The organism is Paenibacillus sp. NPDC058898 (assembly GCF_049316025.1).
GTDB lineage: Bacteria > Bacillota > Bacilli > Paenibacillales > Paenibacillaceae > Paenibacillus_AQ.
The window spans coordinates 213,580-231,781 of the sequence record NZ_JBMOSM010000010.1 but is presented as its reverse complement, the minus strand read 5'-3'; the positions used below and the strand labels follow the sequence as shown (position 1 = coordinate 231,781).

At 49.9% G+C, this 18,202-nt stretch carries 14 protein-coding genes; 10 read left to right on the top strand and 4 right to left on the bottom strand.

All coding sequences use genetic code 11. The features are described from left to right. On the bottom strand, nucleotides 1-3,546 hold a 3,546-nt coding region (locus ACOZB4_RS24565), incomplete at its 3' end, for a hypothetical protein (RefSeq protein WP_422759680.1). Nucleotides 3,547-4,197: 651 nt separating this feature from the next. Here ACOZB4_RS24565 and ACOZB4_RS24560 point away from each other — a divergent pair. From ACOZB4_RS24560 to ACOZB4_RS24530, 7 genes are all read left to right on the top strand, one after another. Further along, the gene (locus tag ACOZB4_RS24560) at nucleotides 4,198-5,703 is read left to right on the top strand and encodes an HD-GYP domain-containing protein (protein ID WP_076326030.1); all 1,506 of its coding nucleotides are present in this window, start codon (nucleotides 4,198-4,200) and stop codon (nucleotides 5,701-5,703) included. A 338-nt stretch (nucleotides 5,704-6,041) separates the two neighbouring features. Further along, nucleotides 6,042-6,245, top strand: a complete 204-nt coding sequence (locus tag ACOZB4_RS24555; RefSeq protein ID WP_076326026.1) for a CsbD family protein — start codon at nucleotides 6,042-6,044, stop codon at nucleotides 6,243-6,245. Nucleotides 6,246-6,277: 32 nt separating this feature from the next. Continuing rightward, the gene (locus tag ACOZB4_RS24550; protein ID WP_339270128.1) at nucleotides 6,278-6,553 is read left to right on the top strand and encodes a hypothetical protein; all 276 of its coding nucleotides are present in this window, start codon (nucleotides 6,278-6,280) and stop codon (nucleotides 6,551-6,553) included. Between the two features lie 147 nt (nucleotides 6,554-6,700). Then, the gene (locus tag ACOZB4_RS24545) at nucleotides 6,701-7,987 is read left to right on the top strand and encodes an MFS transporter (protein ID WP_379416542.1); all 1,287 of its coding nucleotides are present in this window, start codon (nucleotides 6,701-6,703) and stop codon (nucleotides 7,985-7,987) included. A gap of 75 nt (nucleotides 7,988-8,062) precedes the next feature. Further along, on the top strand, nucleotides 8,063-8,731 hold the full coding sequence (locus tag ACOZB4_RS24540) for an NAD(P)H-binding protein (protein ID WP_379416540.1): 669 nt from the start codon (nucleotides 8,063-8,065) through the stop codon (nucleotides 8,729-8,731). A 68-nt stretch (nucleotides 8,732-8,799) separates the two neighbouring features. After that, the gene (locus ACOZB4_RS24535; protein WP_213647915.1) at nucleotides 8,800-9,180 is read left to right on the top strand and encodes a RidA family protein; all 381 of its coding nucleotides are present in this window, start codon (nucleotides 8,800-8,802) and stop codon (nucleotides 9,178-9,180) included. A 271-nt stretch (nucleotides 9,181-9,451) separates the two neighbouring features. Next, the gene (locus ACOZB4_RS24530) at nucleotides 9,452-10,477 is read left to right on the top strand and encodes a serine hydrolase domain-containing protein (RefSeq protein ID WP_379416537.1); all 1,026 of its coding nucleotides are present in this window, start codon (nucleotides 9,452-9,454) and stop codon (nucleotides 10,475-10,477) included. Between the two features lie 108 nt (nucleotides 10,478-10,585). Here ACOZB4_RS24530 and ACOZB4_RS24525 read toward each other — a convergent pair whose 3' ends face one another. From ACOZB4_RS24525 to ACOZB4_RS24515, 3 genes are all read right to left on the bottom strand, one after another. Continuing rightward, nucleotides 10,586-11,350, bottom strand: coding sequence for a tryptophan-rich sensory protein (locus tag ACOZB4_RS24525; RefSeq protein ID WP_379416535.1), 765 nt, complete (start codon nucleotides 11,348-11,350; stop codon nucleotides 10,586-10,588). 95 nt (nucleotides 11,351-11,445) lie between these two features. Continuing rightward, nucleotides 11,446-13,062 carry a response regulator gene (locus tag ACOZB4_RS24520; protein WP_379416533.1) on the bottom strand — a complete coding sequence of 539 codons (1,617 nt, stop codon included), beginning with the start codon at nucleotides 13,060-13,062 and terminating at the stop codon, nucleotides 11,446-11,448. Nucleotide 13,063: 1 nt separating this feature from the next. Next, nucleotides 13,064-14,848, bottom strand: coding sequence for a cache domain-containing sensor histidine kinase (locus ACOZB4_RS24515; RefSeq protein WP_379416530.1), 1,785 nt, complete (start codon nucleotides 14,846-14,848; stop codon nucleotides 13,064-13,066). A gap of 154 nt (nucleotides 14,849-15,002) precedes the next feature. On the opposite strand from ACOZB4_RS24515, the gene ACOZB4_RS24510 reads away from it, so the two are divergent. From ACOZB4_RS24510 to ACOZB4_RS24500, 3 genes are all read left to right on the top strand, one after another. Beyond that, nucleotides 15,003-15,884 carry a carbohydrate ABC transporter permease gene (locus tag ACOZB4_RS24510; protein WP_076326018.1) on the top strand — a complete coding sequence of 294 codons (882 nt, stop codon included), beginning with the start codon at nucleotides 15,003-15,005 and terminating at the stop codon, nucleotides 15,882-15,884. Next, the gene (locus ACOZB4_RS24505; RefSeq protein WP_379416527.1) at nucleotides 15,884-16,720 is read left to right on the top strand and encodes a carbohydrate ABC transporter permease; all 837 of its coding nucleotides are present in this window, start codon (nucleotides 15,884-15,886) and stop codon (nucleotides 16,718-16,720) included. The genes ACOZB4_RS24510 and ACOZB4_RS24505 overlap by 1 nt, the downstream gene beginning before the upstream one ends. A 138-nt stretch (nucleotides 16,721-16,858) precedes the next feature. Beyond that, nucleotides 16,859-18,148, top strand: coding sequence for an ABC transporter substrate-binding protein (locus tag ACOZB4_RS24500; RefSeq protein WP_076326016.1), 1,290 nt, complete (start codon nucleotides 16,859-16,861; stop codon nucleotides 18,146-18,148). Nucleotides 18,149-18,202 lie beyond the last annotated feature (54 nt).

The following is an 18,202-nucleotide window of genomic DNA, read 5'->3' as shown; positions in this document are numbered from 1 at the left end:
TCCGTCAGCAATTTGCGCACCAGTCAGTGAGCCTTCGGCAATCTGCGCGCCTGTGAGCGAACCATCCGCAACGTGTTCGGCGGTGATGGAATCCTCCGCAATCATGCTGCTGGTCACCGATCCTTCGTCTAGGGTGAAGTTATCGAAGGCATCCGGTCCGAGATGCCGACTGCCGATAGCTCCGTCAGCAATTTGCGCACCAGTCAGTGAGCCTTCGGCAATCTGCACGCCTGTGAGCGAACCATCCGCAACGTGTTCGGCGGTGATGGAAGCCTTAGCAATGTTGCTGCCGGTTACCGATCCCTCATCTAGAGTGAAGTTATCGAAGGCATCCGGTCCTAAGTGTTGTCTGCCGATGGCTCCGTCAGCAATTTGCGCACCAGTCAGTGAGCCTTCGGCAATCTGCGCGCCTGTGAGCGAACCATCCGCAACGTGTTCGGCGGTGATGGAATCCTTAGCAATGTTGCTACCGGTCACCGATCCCTCGTCTAGGGTAAAGTTATCGAAGGCATCCGGTCCGAGATGCCGGCTGCCGATGGTCCCATCGGCAATTTGAGCTCCTGTGAGAGAGCCGTTCGCAACGTGAGTACCGGATATCGTCTCCTTCGCAATCTTACTTCCCGTAATTCCACGGTCCTGCACATGTTCCGTTGTGATTGCACTGGCTTCGATATGCTGCGAACCGATGCTAGAAATTTGCAGGTGATGGGGAAGAACGGCGCCCTCCGCCAACTGCCTCGATTTAACGGCCCCCGGCTGTAAATGATCAACGCCAACACTGTCCGGTTGCAGGTGGACATGACCGACAGACTGATTTCCTAGATGTGCTGCGTTGACCGAGTACGGTGCCAAATGATGGCTCTGAATCGAGAACAATTCAACATGCTTGGAGCTCACAGCACCTTCGGCGATATGTCCGCTCTGGATCGATTCTCCGGCGACATGCTCAGGAAGGACGGCGCCGTTTGTAATATGTGCGGATTCTATGCTCTCGGCTTGAATGTGCCGGGCAGTGACAGAGCCGGAAGCAAGATGGCGGCCGGTCACAGATCCTTCATCCATATGCTGTGATTTGACAATATCCACGCCCAGGTGGTCAGACTGGACGCTCGCTTCTTGCAGATGCACTGCTGAAATGGAGAGAGGCTTGATCTTATCGCCGCTCACGGCATTCGCTTGCAGTGCGGTTCCCGAGACCGACGAAGGCGAGAGATGGGCTTCTGAAATGGATTGTGATCTGATTTTTACGCCCGGGATGCTGCCGTCTGCAAACAACGCTTCCGCAGAGCGGCTTTCGTCAGCCAGATGGCTTAACGTGATGGATTTTTTCTTCAAGTGATAGCCATGAATGGCTTCCTGCACGATATGTTTGCCCAGGATGGATTCCAGTCCCAGATGCGCACCCCCTACAGCTTGCGGAGCAATTTTCTCCGAAGTAACGGACTTATTCTGAATCGCTTCTGAAGATACCGAATACGGCGAGAAGTGAGTGGATTGAACCGCTTTTGGAGCTATTTTGTCAGCGGAGACACTGCTCTCAGCTAGTTTATTTGAAGTTACAGCCAGGTCTGTCAATTTATCCGTGGACACGCTTTCCGGAGACAACTTCAGCGAGGTTACCGCATGGTCCCCCAAATGTCGTGGTGCAATGACCCCATCGCCGATTGAGGACTCCACAATGCTGCCTGCAGCAATTTTATCTGTTGTTACCGCTCCCTGGGCGAGCGCTTGTGACCGTACGCTTCCCTTCTGCAGATGGCGGCTGGCCACAGAGCCATCGGTCAGATGCGGCTCGCGAACCGCACCATTTTGCAGGGCTTCAGCACCTACACTGCCTGCTGACAAGTGCTGCTGTTGAATGGCTTCGCTGGCAATATTGCCGGAGGTTACGCCATGTTTAGCAATAATGGCTCCGCCAACCGATCCAAGCGCAAGCTTTTGGCTGGTCACGCTTTCGGGTGCCAGCATCTCTTCGCCGACGGATGCAGGCTGAAGATGCTGCTTCCCGATCGCTCCGTCTGCCAGATGTTGTTCTGCGATCGTTTTGGGCTGAATGGCACGCCCTATGACGCTCTGAGGCGCGAAATGCTGAGGTAAGATGCTGCCCTCTACAATATGCTCTGCATTTACAGTATCCGCAGCGAGATGCCGGGTTTGAATGGCATCCGATGCAATCTGATCCGATTCTACCGCACCCTTAGCCAAATGGCGTGTTTGAACGGCTTCATTGGCAATTTTGGTAGGGAGTATGCTCTGATCCGCGATTTTCGAAGCCGTAACCGCTTGTTCAACCAGCTTTACCGTGTGGACGGATTGATCGGCAAGCTTGGAACTGGTGACACTGGAATCAGACAGATGGCGGGCGGATACAGCGTTGATGTTGATCTGATCGGAACCGATGGAGCCGGGCTGGATTTGCTCTGATCCTATGGCTCTGTCCGCTAAATGTCGGGAGCTGAGCGAGCCTTCTTTAATATGCCCGGCGTTGATGGCACCGTCTGCAATTAGGCCTGGCCCGATGCTGCCGGCAGCAATGTGCTTCGCAGTTACGGCCTCGCTGGTCAAATGTTTGCTTTCGATGCTTTGCGGTTGTATGTGAGAACCTGAGATGGTGTCATCGGCGATTTTTTTGCCTGTTACGGCTTCGTCACGGATTTTGGTTGAAGTGACTGCATCCTCTGCAATCTTGGAGCTATGGACGCTCTCATTAGCGAGATGTCGGGTTTCTACGGCGCTGGATGCGATTTTGTCCCCTTGAACCGATTGGTCTTCGAGCAGGTCGCTTGTCACGAGGAGCTGTTGCAGATGACGTGCAGTAATAGCCCCATCTGCGATTTTGTCGCTGACCACGGCGTGGTCTGCCAGTTTTTGTGAAGTTACACTACCATCCTTGATCTTGCTAGCATTTACGGAACCGTCCCGAAACTTGCGCGTAGATAAGATGCCATCCATCAAATGTTCTCCTGTGACCGATAATGGTGCGATTTTTCCGGAAGTTACGGATTCATCGGCAAGGTGCAGACTAGTGATGCTGTAATCCTGTATAGCTTCAGGTCCGACGGCACCACGTGACAGCTTGGATGCTGTGACAGCTCTCGAAGCGATCCGGCTTTCGGTTACCGCATATTCCCCTATGTCCTCTGTATATATGAATGCGCCCTTAATTTCAGGCATTTCCTTTTCCAAAATCAACTGCACATGCTCGTTCTCTATCTCTGGAAGGGATGGGGGATCGTTAGGCATGGTCGGGGGTTCAGCGGCTACAGCATCTTCTGTAGGTATGATAGCCTCTTCGTCAGAAGTCGATAGTGGGGTGTTTTCTTTGTTTTCTTTATTTTCTTTGTTTTCTTCTTGTTTTAATTCCATGAGACCGATAAGATCCTCATCCAGATCCATAATGGTTGCTGCTGAGAGGATATGGGCATCTTTATCTTTTTTGTGGCTGCGTCCTTTATTTCGCTCAAGCAGATCGAATTCCCTCGTAGTGGGATCTACCCTGTAGGGCTGGGAAGAGGAAGATGATGGGCTTTTCTTCTTTTTCTTCAAAACAACACGCTCCTTCCGAATACTCATCGTCTTCGGTATCATATGCAGCCGTTTAGGCGGCTGTCACTGGTCTTTTGGGATTCGACACACGAAAGGGCAGCGTAACATGGAAAAGGACCCGGCCAAAGGCCGAGTCCTTGATTGAGCGCTAAAAAGCACATATAAAATTTAACCCCTGACGGCCGATAACGGCTGTACAGTCGGTTCCGTATTTGAAGTATTTTCAAGAATCTTTGCTTCTAAAACGACAAAAGCCCTGCCTCTCTTTCGTCCTTGCGGCTCCGATGACCGCGCCAGTGTGAATCAGAAATCCGTTCCATAAAACTCATACTCTAGGGTCATAAAATAGGAATTTGCACTTCAACAGAGATGTAAATAACCATGTTTCGAGGAACTAACGGGGTTAAACTTCATGTAACAATTACTTATTATAGCACAGGTGCTCGCAATAAGCAAAGATATTCAAATGTATATTAGAATGTTATGCAAAAACGCTTGATTTTTTCTGGAAATCCAACGATATTCATATTAACAGTTTTTTCTTGTAAATTCTGCTGTTGGGCTCTTAATCTTGTAGCATCATGTCGAATACGTTCGGATTCACAACTGCCTTGCCGATGTTTATTATCTGTTAATGAAAGTAGGCGTTCCATGCAACTGTATAAGTCTTTTCTTAAACAGCTAATCCGGAACTATATGATCGGGTCCATTGCAGCTGTGCTTGTTGTGGGTGGCGTATTAATGGTAACAACTCTGGAAATTCCCTTTGAGGAAGGCGCGCGTCTTGTGGTTATACTGGCTATTTCGTTCATGGTGATGATGGCGTCGGAGCTGACCGTCTTTCTTCGGTATTTACGACCGATTCACGCGGGCTTTGATGAAGGCCATACGGATTTGGAAACGTTGGAAAAAGCATATTTGAGTATACACCGCATGCCGCGTATGGTGGTATACCGCATATTCGGACCTCATCTGCTCGGTTTGTCACTTCCGGCTATACTGCTTACGGTTTGGATGATGGAGCAGGGAAAACTGAATTTTCCGCCGTTCTATATATGGCTGGCTTGCCTGGGGGCGGTCTTGCTAGCCAGCTGTCATGCCATGATCGAATTCTTCCTGACGATTGCTGCGATCCGTCCGCTGATCAAGGAGATCCGGCGGCAGGCGTTGTCGCGATATGGCGTGGATTTTTCCCTTGAGGGCCATGTATTCATGGCGATTCGGACGAAGTTTCTGCTGAGCACGATGCTGATCGGCACCTTTCCGCTGTTTCTGTTCAGTCTAGCGGTGCAGATCCGCCTGGAGGGGCTCAGTCAGATTGTAGCTCAGCAGTACTGGGGTTGGGCGGGATTTATATTGCTGCTGGGTGTCGGTTTTGCTTATATCGGCGCTTGGCTCTTGACCCAGGATTTACAGCGGCCGATCCGGCAGCTGTACCGGGCGATGAATGAGATTAAGGAAGGACGTCTGATCCAGACCTCCAATCTCTATTCCGATGAATTTTCCAATTTGATCGCTGGTTTCAATATGATGGTTCGCGGTCTGCAGGTGCGGGAGGAGCGGAACCGCAAGCTGTTGGACAGCTACTTTGCTGCCCTGGCAGCGGCGCTGGATGCCAGAGATCCTTACACAGCAGGACATTCGCTTCGGGTGGCGGAATACTCGGTATTAATCGGCCAACTGGCGGGACTCAGCGAAGTGCAGGTTGATCTTTTGCACAAGACGGCATTGCTGCATGATATCGGTAAAATCGGGGTCCGGGACAACATTTTGCTGAAGGAAGGAAAGCTGACGGCAGAGGAGTTCGATCAGGTAAAGGCCCACCCGGCTCAAGGAGAGAACATTCTGCTGCAGATCGAGCCTGCCGATGCGATGGCGCCTTATCTGGAGGGAGTGCGATCCCATCATGAGCGTTATGACGGGGGCGGATATCCTGATGGGTTGAAGGGGAAGGAAATCCCGCTGTTTGGCCGGATTATTGCTGTTGCCGATGCCTATGATGCAATGACGTCGGATCGGCCCTACCGCAGCGGCATGAAATCCGTTGATGCCTTGAACATACTGGAAGCCGGCAGGGGAACCCAGTGGGATCCCGATTATGCGGGCATGTTCGTTAAATATATGAAAGCGGAGAAGAAGGTCATTACGATCCGCTAGAGGTGACAAGCAGGGAATCGCAGCTGGTTCTGTGGAATAGGAAGAATAAGAAGGAGACCGTACCTTGCAGGTAAACGGCCTCTTTTTTGTGTGGCTGTCGTTAACATATCACTGGACCCCAGGGCAGCAGACAATTGTTGCGATTTCCATGCTGCTTCTGCCAGTTGGCTAGAGATGAATGAAATATGGATATCATATCATCTGGTGAGTTGTGAGTCGTATACCGTCTCCTCGTGATGACATCGTTTGCCAGGATTCAGAGAAACTTCTACGGGGTATACACAAGTACAGGCAATTCTACATTTCATCATTCATTACTCTAAGAGGAGCTGATATTTATGGATAGCAACGTATTTAAAGGGAAATGGAAACAGATGAAGGGTGAAGCGAAGAAGCAATGGGGCAAATTGACGGATGACGATCTTGATGTGATCGACGGCGAGAAAGATAAATTGGTTGGCAAGCTGCAGGAACGCTACGGACATACGAAGGATGCAGCGGAGCGTGAATATACGGATTGGAGTTCAAGATACCGCGACTAGTCTTGAGGAAGATAAGGGAGGCAGAACGAATCATGTTGGAATCCCGGGTTGTGACCGGCAAGGTGATCGATATTCGTGACGGCAAGGTGTTTACCTTACACGGAGACATGGTCAGCACCTATCATTTGGGATACTATGAGATGATGAATGAGGAAGTTCTCCCTGTCGCAGACAGTCAGCAGGCGGCATTGTCCACCGCGGGGCTTATGGCGGAGGAAACGGCCGAATCCTCCGGCCGGCTCCGCAGGGAGTGGAAACCGCTGACCAGCTTCATAACCGCTTGGAGAAAGAGTGCAAATCGAGCCTGATTTGCGCTCTTTTTTTTGTCTTTTTATGCTTGGATGTTCAGGTTATGCGCCATGAGAAATTCATGTGAGTTTTATATTTAAAAAGTCATATTGACTTGGGTCCGATGCGGTGTAGAATGGGGTCAAAAGGAAGTATGATCAGCCCATTTGAAGTCATCGAAGGAGTGTATCATCATCAAGGCTGTCCAGGTTATTCACAAGCCGCACAAACAGGTTTCGCATCAGCGTAAACATTTGATGACGGCCACATGGGAAGGGGTGCCGGCTGTCATCTTGCAGACACTGTTGGGCGGTCCCTTCTTGACAGGGTATTTATTGTACTTAGGTGCGGAATCCAGTGAGGTTGGGTTTGTTCTGGCTGTCACTACGCTGTTCAACGTGCTTCAGATTCTGGTTGCGTACCTGATCCAGCGCCTGCAGTACCGCAAGAAGGCGATGATTGTCTTCACCTTTATGCACCGCATTTTGTGGGGGGCCACGGGGATCATCCCGTTTATCTTCCCGGAACGATGGTGGATTCCGGTGTTTATGATCCTCTATATGGCCGCCTTTATTGCCAATACCGTATCCGGTATGCTCTGGACCTCGCTGATCAGCGATATGGTGCCGTCCAAGGTCCGGGGACGTTATTTTGGCATACGTAATACCATCTTGAATGCGCTCGGCGCCTTGACCCTGTTTGTTGGCGGGATCATCCTGGACCGTGTTCCCGGCGGCGGAGGCTTTCTTATTCTGTTCATCATCTCTTGGATCGCCATTGCTGCGAACTTATCCTTATTCTTTTTATATCCTGACCCTCCCTTCGAGCACTCGAGCGAGCGTCAGTTTAAGGCGATGATCCGAAAGCCGCTGTCGGATACCACGTTTATCAAATCTACACTGTTTCTGGCGGGCTGGCTCTTTCTGCAGACGTTGATTGTTCCGCTCTACTCGTATGCCATGCTGGACGTCCTGCATATCTCGTATTCGGTCGTATCCATTATGACCGTTGCACAGACCGTGATCATGATGATCGGTTTCTACGTATGGGGGAATTTGAATGCGCGCTACCGCAACAGAACCTTGCTCTATTGGACATTGCCGCTAATTGCGGGGTCATGCTTGACATGGGGCTTGCTGTCCGTCCTGCCCATGATTCCGGTGCTGCTGCTGTCTCATATGCTGCTTGGTGCCGGTGTAGGTGGCTTTAACCAGCTTGCCTTTAACTTTATGATCGGGGATACGCCTAAAAGCGAACGACCAATGTTTATCGCCGTATACTCCGCCATCACGGGGTTCACCTCTTTTCTAGGTCCCGTGCTGGGCGGGTTCATATTCAAAAGGATCGCAGATGCACCGGACTGGGTAGCCCGATATGGCTTCCAAACCACAGTGGGCATGCTGATGGTGCTCATTGCTTTGACGGTGGGGCGGAGAGTGCTTCGTGCTGCATAGAAGAGCGGCAAGCTGCAGAGGCCTTTCATGTCATTCATATTTCATATCATGAATTGAGGGAGGGTGTGAGGTGGAGTGGTTGCACTCGTAGTCGGGGCCACAGGGCTTATGGGTCGTATGGTAACCGAAGAACTGCTGGGCCGTGAGGAGGTGGAGGAGGTCCGCGTGCTGGTACGAAGACTTCCTGATGTTGCGCATCCCAAGCTGTTGCCTATTCTGGTGGAATGGGATCAGCTAGATCGATATAGCGAAGCTTTTTCCGGCGTCCATAGCGTGTATTGCTGCCTGGGAACAACGATCAAAAAGGCCGGTTCCCAGCAGCAGTTCCATAAAGTGGATGTGGATTATGTCATCAAGACAGCGGAGCTGGCTAAGCGGCACGGGGTAAGACAATTTATGGCGGTCAGCTCCGCAGGCGCCAATCCGAAGGTGCGTAATTTCTATCTTCGGACCAAGGGAGAGGTTGAAGAGAAGCTGGCCAAGGTTGGTTTTTGGGGGCTGCATCTGTTCAGACCGTCATTACTGCTGGGCGAGCGGCCCGAGTGGCGGTTTGGAGAGCGGGTGGCATCGGTTCTCATGACTTCCCTCGACTTTGCATTCAAAGGTCCGAAGCTGGCCCCATACCGGGCTATACCTGCGCGGAAAGTAGCCAAGTCGATGGTGAATATCGGCTTAACGGATATGAAAGGCCACCATGTGTATACCAATGAAGTCATCCATGTTCTCGGCGAGGCTGCCGATTAAATTTGCCAGAGTTCCTGTGGCAGATTACAATGTACACAGATAGGAATACATAGAAAGGGTGACAAAACATGAGTAAACATATCATATCGACCAACAAAGCCCCTGGAGCTATCGGACCATACAGCCAAGCTGTAGAAATCAATGGATTTGTGTATACTTCAGGCCAACTGGGATTGAATCCGGAAACAGGGGAATTCGGTGAAGGGGTTCAGGAGCAAGCGAAGCTGTCGCTCAACAACGTAAAGGCGATCCTTGAAGCAGCCGGGACAAGCCTCGACCACGTGGTGAAAACCACCGTATTTTTGAAGGATATGAACGATTTCGCAGCGGTGAACGAAGTGTATGGCAGCTTCTTCTCCGAGCCATACCCGGCACGCAGCGCCGTTGAGGTTGCTCGTTTGCCGAAGGACGGACTGGTTGAGATTGAGGTCATCGCCGTTAAGCAATAAGCGATTATCAATGTAAAAGGGAGCTTTGCCTGCATTGGCAAAGCTCCTTTTTTAAGAGACAAGAAAGTATAAAGATCCGAGGCTCAGCATCCTTATCTCGCAAGAAAAACTTCCTGTCTTCTGAGAAAGTACGTCGATGGACGTTTTTCTTATGTTTATTGGAGATCGTGCACATTGAGTAATACGAACTTACGTTCTATAATACACTGAGAAGCAAGTATATAGGTCAAACTAATAATAGGGAGGGGATACCTTGGGGATGGAGCCTAATATGAATAAGAATATTCGAGAATGGATGGAGCAATATCAGGTATCCGGTATAAGCATGGCACGGATTGCTGAAGGTCATATTCGGGTGGCAGAAAGATACGGCACTTTGGAAGCTGGAACCGGCAACATGGTAACCGGACATTCAATATTTAATGCTTGTTCGATCAGTAAATTCGTTACCTCGATGCTCGTTATGAAGCTGGTTGGTCAAGGGCTGCTGGATTTGGATGAAGATGTTAATGTTAAACTTACCACCTGGAAAGTTCCAGAGAACGAATTCACCCGGCATAGCAAAGTGACCCTTCGAACATTATTGTGCCATCAGTCGGGAATCATGGATCCTGAAGGCAGCTTTGGCGAATGGGACTCCATGCATGGTTTCCCCTCTATGGTAGAACTGTTGGAGGGAAGGACGCCATATTGCAATGAAGCGATTCGTGTCACATATGAGCCCGGGAGTGAATTTGCATACTCGGATGCCGGTTTTTGCATCATTCAATTGCTGATCGAAGACGTGTCTCGTAAGCCATTTCAGGTGCTGATGAAGGAGCAGGTATTTGAACCGTTAAATATGAAGGACAGTATACTGAATCCGACCATTTCCCAATCCATAAGCGGACAGTTATCATGCGGCCATAACAAGAACGGGGAGTTAGTTCAGGGCAAATATCCGATGTACCCCTACGCGGCAACATCCGGTTTATGGACCACACCATCCGATCTAGCCATCTTGGCGATTGAATTCATGGATTCTTTAAATGGCAGAAGCAGAATAGGGTTATCCGAGGACAGAGCGAAGGAATGGATTACTCCTCAATTCGGCAAGGAATGGACCGGGCTGGGTGTTTTTTTGGGTGAGTCTGATCAAGAGGTTGAGGTTTCATCACTCGGATGGGGTGTAGGATTTCAATGCATGATGACCATGCGGCCGTATTCAGGGAAGGGGATCATAATCATGACAAATACAGATCTGGGTGTTCATCAATCCAAGGGGATTATAGGAGATATTCAGAGAACAATGGAATAGAACCCTTTCAACCCCTTGGATTAGATCAACAACAGTCTTTACGTTTGATCGAGTAGGAAGCGAATCGAAAGCAAGAAACTTCTCTTTTGCGTAAGCTCCGGACTCGGTTTAATACCGGGATCTTCTCCGATTGCGCGTAAAGAAGAGCCATATGGCATATATAAGCAGGACGATAGAGAGTACAAAGGCGGTCATTAAGATGCTGTCGGTCTCCCGGTGCTCGGCTGCGATGGCGATGTAAGCCCAGGTGAAGACCAGCGGCACGAGGCTGTCCCGGTAACGTTGACCGATCAATATGGCGAGTAATGCACCAATACAGAGCAGCACAATCCCCAAAGTGGTCTCGCGCAGGCCGAAGAGGCTCCAGTCATTCTTCTGAAACACGATCCCGACATTGACGATAAAGGCAGGGCACACCCAGCCGAGATATAGGCTGAACGGCAATTTCAGACAGAACTTCTCGCCTGACGTCGGATAATCTATCGTATGCGTACGCACATATAGAACCCACAGGGTTAACAGCAGTAAGAACATCATCACGACAGACCATTCAATATACAAATAGTGCCACAATACAAGCCACGCCATATTAAATACACAGCTAAGTATAAACCATGGTCCGAGGGATCTTACGGAATCGCGGTTTCCGGTATCACGACGCAGCTGGTAGATGACAAAAAAGAACAGCAGCACATAGATGACGGACCATATGGAAAAGGCATATCCTGCGGGGGTGATCGCCGTATAATACATATCCGATATCTCCCCGGTTGTTCTGCCGCCAAGCGGCAGCATGCCTGATAACACATTCATGGCGATTACCCCGGCGAAAAACAGCAGATTCCACCAGCGGTACGGGTTGTTGCGGTACATATAATCTCCTCCTGATATCAGTCTGGAATATATAGAATATACCCAAAAGAATGAATATCGAGCCAGCAGCTAAGAAAGGGGCACCGGCCCTTCACTTAACTCATATGTTTCTTGCGGTATTCGTTGGGCGTGAACCCTTCCATCTTCTTGAACACTTTGCTGAAATACTTCTCATCCTGGTAACCGACCATCTCCGCGATTTGGGCGATCCGGATCTGGGGATTGAGCAGCAGCGTTTTAGCCTTGTCGATTCGAATCCGCCCGAGAAAATCCGATAGCGTCACACCGAATTCCTGCTTGAATTTGCGCGAAATGTATTCCCTGCTAAGAAAGAACTTCCCCGCAATTTGCTGAAGTGAAATCTCCTCATGATAGTGCTGCTCCAAATAGCGGGCAATGTCATGAATGATATGATTGTCCTTGGAATGAATCTGAGTAAGAACGCGGGATGCCGCATAAAGCCTTCCGCTGATCTGTTCGCGCCAGCGATCCCAGCAGATCATGCCATCCTCGCTGTAAGGAAGCAGGAAGGGAAGGTCTTGCGAGATTTCAGCGTCTTCGACGGGTTCTTGCGTGCTGTTTACCTCATTTTCCGTCCAGTGATACTGAATCCAGTCCCATTCTGAATTCCACCTTGCCAGATGCTCAGGCGATACGAGATCCCTCTCACGAACATCCTGCAGCCACTCTTCCGTGGCTGTCTCGATGCGTTCCTTACTCCCGCTGAGTGCAGCCAGCTTGAATTTCTCCTCGTAGGAGGAGAGCCGCAGGGTGCGCGAGCCTTCGCTTTCAACGGCACGTTCGCGATGAATGCGGCATTTGCCGGTTAATAAATTGCGGCTGTATAAGGCTTGGACGGCATTTAGATAAGCCTTCGGCAAATCGTCGGGAAAGGCGCCTGCTTTGGCGGCACCGAAATGGCTCCGCCTGCGAAGGGTGGAGAAGAACCCGTCATTTATTCGATCCAGTACGTCGTTAAAGGGAAGCCGCGGATTCCAACAGAGAATAATGATTTCCCCGGGTTTGTCGATATGTCGAAAGGCAACCCCCTGATCCATTAACAGCTCATTGCAAATATTAATGAGCGTGAAGGATAGCAGATGGCGCCTGTTGCGGAATTTGGACAGCAAAGCTTCGTCAAATTGATCATCGCGTAGCACCGCAACATTATAGACCATGCTGGTTACTGGCAGTGTCATCCGGTTCCGCAATTGAGAAACCACGCTGTCCTTGTTGCCATAGCCGTTAACTAGATCCGAGAGCAGGCGGTCCATATAGAAAGGGGTCATCTGATTCATTTCGATATTCTGATTGGTAATCTGCTGCCGTTTCTCTTCCTCGAGTTGCCAGGTTTGAACCGCTTTGGTCAGCGCCTCGTTCAAGCTGTCCGGTTCAACGGGCTTGAGAATATAGTCAATGCCTCCCGAACGGATCGTATGACGTACATATTCAAAATCATCATATCCGCTAATGACGAGCACTTTAATATCCGGTTTCGTGTTATGCAGCCAGGTGAGCAGCTCCAGTCCGTTTTTGCGGGGCATTCGCATGTCGGTCATGACAATTTGCGGTTTGTTCTCCTCGATTAAGCGCACCGCTTCCTCACCGTCAGCGGCCTGATCGATTTCCGTGATTCCATGCCGCTCCCAGTCTGCCAGGAGCCCTATAGCCTCCCGCACATGCTGTTCGTCATCTACGATCAATACTCTCATTCTACTGTTCACTCTCCCATATGTTGATATCGAGCGTGACCCTGACGCCGTGTGGCACTACATTCTCTATCGTTAACCCAGCCTTGTTGTCGGAGTATAAGTTCAAACGCATCAATACGTTTAAGAGCCCGATCGAATCATTGCCGGCATCGTGTCGGTCAGGGTGGCCGTAAGCAGTTGCAAGCTTGCTGCGAATCGAAGCGAGCTCGGCCTCTTCGATGGATGACCCGTTATTTTCAACGACGACGATCAAGCGGCGATCTTCCGAGATGAGGGAAGATATGGATATATGTCCGACGCCGGCGTGTGTATTCATGCCATGCTTGAAATAATTCTCGACAATCGGCTGCAGGATCATTTTCGGAACCGGAGACGTAAGGCTCTCCGGATCCAAATCCCATGTGATGTCCAGTTGGTCCCGGAACCGTTGCTTCTGCAGCTCAAGGTACAGCCGCACATGGTTGATCTCATCCTGGAGCGTTACTTTGCCCTCGCTGTTGCGCATATTGTAGCGCATCATATTCGCCAGTGAAGAGAGCAGGGAATAGATTCGCGGCACATTGTGCTGCAGGGCCAAGGTACCAATCGACTGAAGCGAATTGTATAGGAAATGCGGATCGATCTGAGCTTGGAGTGCCTTCAACTGATTGGTCTTATTGGCGATTTCCAGCCGGTACTCACGCAGGATCAGGTTGTTGATGGTGTCCATCATGGTTCGGAAGCGGCGGGAGAGAATCCCGATCTCATCCGTGCTTGTAACCTCAATATCCACGTCAAGCCGCCCGGTTTTCACCTGATTCATATAGCTTGTGAGTTGTTTAATGGGTTTTGTAATCCGAATGGATATCCATAGCGTGCCGAATATGACAATGAACAGTGCTAATATCGCAATAATCGCGTTAATGCTCGTTAGTTCTGTCGAATGTTTGTACAGCGTTTGATGCGGGATTTGTTTGACTAGCGTCCAGGGAGCATAGGGCAAATCCAGCTTCTCGTAGACGATCATCGCGTCTGCGCCATCGTAATATCCATTATCCGCTTGAGCGATTTTGCCCATAAGCACAGGGTCGTCCAGACGTTGCCCTCTCTGCTGCGGATCCGGACCGTAGATGATGCTTCCCTTGTCATCAATCAAGTATAGCTGTTCTTCCCCTTTAGCATACAGCTGATCGCAAATAGCCAAAATACTGTCAAGTTTCACATCGATGGCCATAAGGGCATATTGGTCGGGTGACGGTACGTTGGTGATGGATCGATAGAAGGTGAAAACTTCAAAATTCAGAATGTCCGCAGGCCGCGGTGGGAACCCGTAACTGTGCACCTGATGGACGGGCTCGATGGCCGTATTGCCCGTGCCGAACTCTTCTATTTTGCGATAGGGCGCCTGTCGGAATTCCCTGCGAGGCAGATTGCTGGATACTTGGGTGGACTGTCCAGTCAAATTATTGTGCAGATAGATTTGATGCACGTCTTGCGTGCCCGTTTGAATGGCCTGCAAGGTCGTATATAGCTCGGCTACAACCCGGTGATTATCGGGATCCAGAGCAAGATTGCGCAGAAAATGGGGATCGGAATATACGGACAGGGAGGCGCGGTCGATGCCGTGCAAATAGTTCATCAGATTGGTCGCTCCTTGATAAATCAACCGTATATTTTCATTCACCGTCTGCTCCTTCACGGACTCGCGGGTATGCGTAAAAGTAATGAATAGCGAGAGCAGGAGCGGAATGGTAGTGACAGCAAGCATGAACGTGATCAGCCGGGTCTGGATGCTGCGGTATTTCATGAAGGATCACCCCCTGGATTATCGAATGGGCTTAAGCGCGTATGGTCAATATTTTACACCTAACGGTTCATGATTCTCCGTGTTTATTGTTTACAGGTTACCGCATAATGGCTGTACATCATACAACAACTTAACGAAAAGGGGAGATCAAGGGATGAATCGAAAAAAATCTTCGGCGCTGCTGCAGCAGTTTCTTTTCGTGGGACCTTCCACTATTTTTTTCATCCTGATCATGATCATTCCGTTCCTTCTGGGTCTTTATTATTCCTTCACGAACTGGAATGGCGTGTCAAGCAAAATCGACTTTGTCGGCTTTGATAATTTTGTTACCATCTTTACCAATGATGATAAATTCCGTGATGCCTTCTGGTTCACAACCCGGTTTACGGTGCTTGGCGTCATCCTGACGAATCTGCTCGGATTTTTACTGGCTTACTTCCTGACCAAGCCGCTTAAGACGCGAAACATCCTCCGGACGATCTTCTTCATGCCAAACGTGATCGGCGGCTTGCTGCTCGGTTTCATCTGGCAGTTTATCTTTGTCAAAGGGTTTGCAGCGATCGGCAATGCCACGAACTTGGGATTCTTTAACCTGCCGTGGCTTGGCACCAAGGGGACTGCCTTCTGGGCAATTGTAATCGTTTTCGTCTGGCAGACGGCCGGTTACCTGATGGTTATCTACATCTCCTCACTTAACAACGTGCCGAAGGATATTCTGGAGGCTGCCGAAATTGACGGTGCGAGCAGAGGGCAGGTCCTGCGGTCCATTATTATCCCGCTTGTCATGCCGGCGGTTACGGTATGTTTGTTCCTGGCAATTTCCTGGTCCTTCAAAATGTTCGATTTGAACCTTTCCCTGACCAAAGGCGGGCCGTTCGGTTCCACGGAGTCGGTGGCCATGAATATTTACAACGAGGCTTATACGAATAACCGTCTCGGACTCGGAACGGCGAAGGCAGTCATCTTCTTCATCGTGGTTGCCATCATAACAAGTCTGCAGGTTCGATTCACGAAGAGCAAGGAGGTTGAGGCGTAATGGAGACCACGAGAAAATACCGGCTGAACACCATGGCCACCGAGATCATCATGATCATCGTAGCCTTGCTCTTCCTGGTCCCGTTCTACTTCCTGTTCGTGAACTCCGTCAAAACCTTCGGCGATCTGTTGACGGACTCAGCAGGGCTTCCGACCACTCTTGAATGGAGCAACTATTCGCGGGCGTGGGATATCACCAACTTTCCGCAGGCGTTCTGGAACTCGCTGGTCGTTACGGTTGCGAGCAATCTGCTGCTGGCGATGTTAAGTGCCATGACCGCCTACCAGATGGTTCGCCGGAACACACGTTTTAACCAGATCATGTTTGCGCTGTTTGTGGCGGCAATGGTCATTCCGTTCCAATCGATCATGATTCCGCTCGTGAAAGTGACGGCAACGCTTGGGATTAACAACAGCTTGTATGGACTTATTATCTGTTACTTGGGCTTTGGAGTTCCGCTGAGCGTATTCCTGTTCCATGGGTTCGTGAAATCGATTCCGATGGAGATCGAAGAAGCCGCAACTGTAGATGGATCCAGCGGATACGGCGTCTTCTTCCGGGTGGTATTCCCGCTGATGAAGCCGATGTTCGTTACAGTCATCATCCTGAACACCCTGTGGATCTGGAATGACTATCTGCTACCATCCTTGATCCTGCAGTCCGCAGAGCTTCGGACCATTCCAATTGCTACTTTTGCCTTTTTTGGGCAGTATACGAAGCAGTGGGATTTGGCTCTTCCGGCGCTGGTGCTGGGGATCATGCCGGTCATTCTTTTCTTCCTGGCCATGCAGAAATACATCATTGAAGGCATCACGCAAGGAGCGGTGAAGGGATAGCCGTCAATCGGTCAATTCCCTCCCCCTCAAAGATCAATATAATACCTGATTTAACGAAAAAAGGTTGATTATACTGAAAAAGAAAACGCTATCAATGAATGCTGCACACAATGTATAGAAAAAAAGGGAGGATTCACAATGAAGAAATACGGTAAGCTGCTCCTGGTCATGGTTCTGGCTTTCTCCACGCTTCTTGCGGCCTGCGGCGGCAAGAGTGAGGACAATCAAGGCGCTGAAGGTGGCGCCGAAGGCGGAACGAAAACAATTAAGATTTTCCAATTTAAAGTCGAAATCGCCGAGGCTCTGAATAAACTGAAAGCTGAATACGAAAAAGAACATCCCGGCATTAAGCTGGACATTCAAACCGTTGGCGGCGGCTCCGATTATGGCGCGGCGCTGAAAGCGAAGTTCGCTTCCGGCGATGAGCCGGACATTTTCAACGTTGGCGGATATCGCGATCTCGAAACGTGGTTCGAGAATGTCGAGGATCTCTCGGATCAGCCATGGGTGAAGGACGTGGTTGACGTTGCCAAAGAGCCTATGACCAAAGACGGTAAACTGTACGGACAACCGATGACTATCGAGGGTTATGGATTCATTTATAATAAAGACTTGTTTGAGAAAGCGGGTATTACCGAGCTTCCTAAGACGCTTACGGAGCTTGAGGAAGCGGCCAAAAAACTGCAAGCGGCTGGCATTACGCCATTCGTTAATGGATACCAAGAGACCTGGATTTTGGCCAACCACTTGTTGAACATTCCATTCGCCCATCAGGAAGATCCGGGTTCATTCGTCAAAGGAATGAATGAAGGTACGGAGAAACTGGTAGGCAACGCGAAATTCGACGAATGGATGAGACTGTTCGACCTTACTGTTCAGTACGGTCAGAAGAACCCGCTGACGACAGATTACAACACGGAAATCACGACCTTTGCCAGCGGTGAAGCAGCCATGACCCAGAACGGGAACTGGACGCAAGTGCAAATCGACGGCATCAATCCGGATCTGAACATTGGCCTTCTGCCAATGCCGATCAATGACAATGCCGAAGAGAATGACAAGCTTCCGATTGGTGTGCCAAACAACTGGGTCGTGAACAACAAATCCAAGGTGAAGGATGAAGCCAAGGAATTCCTGAACTGGCTCGTTACTTCGGAGACCGGTAAACGTTATATTACAGAAGAGTTCAAGTTCATCCCGGCACTGACCAGCATCGAGGCGAATAGCGAGACGCTTGGCGATCTGGGTAACGATGTCGTGAAATACAGTAAAGAAAACAAAGCGCTCAGCTGGGAGTTCAACAAATTCCCTGATGGCGGTATGAATGAATTCGGCAGCCAGATGCAGGGTTATGTTGCTGGCAATGTGGACAAGAACCAATTGTTCGAAGGCATTCAGAAATCATGGGAAAGCTTGAAGGCGAAGTAATCACGAAGGTGACGTCTACCATGCTATACCATCGAAATGATCCATTGACGTGAA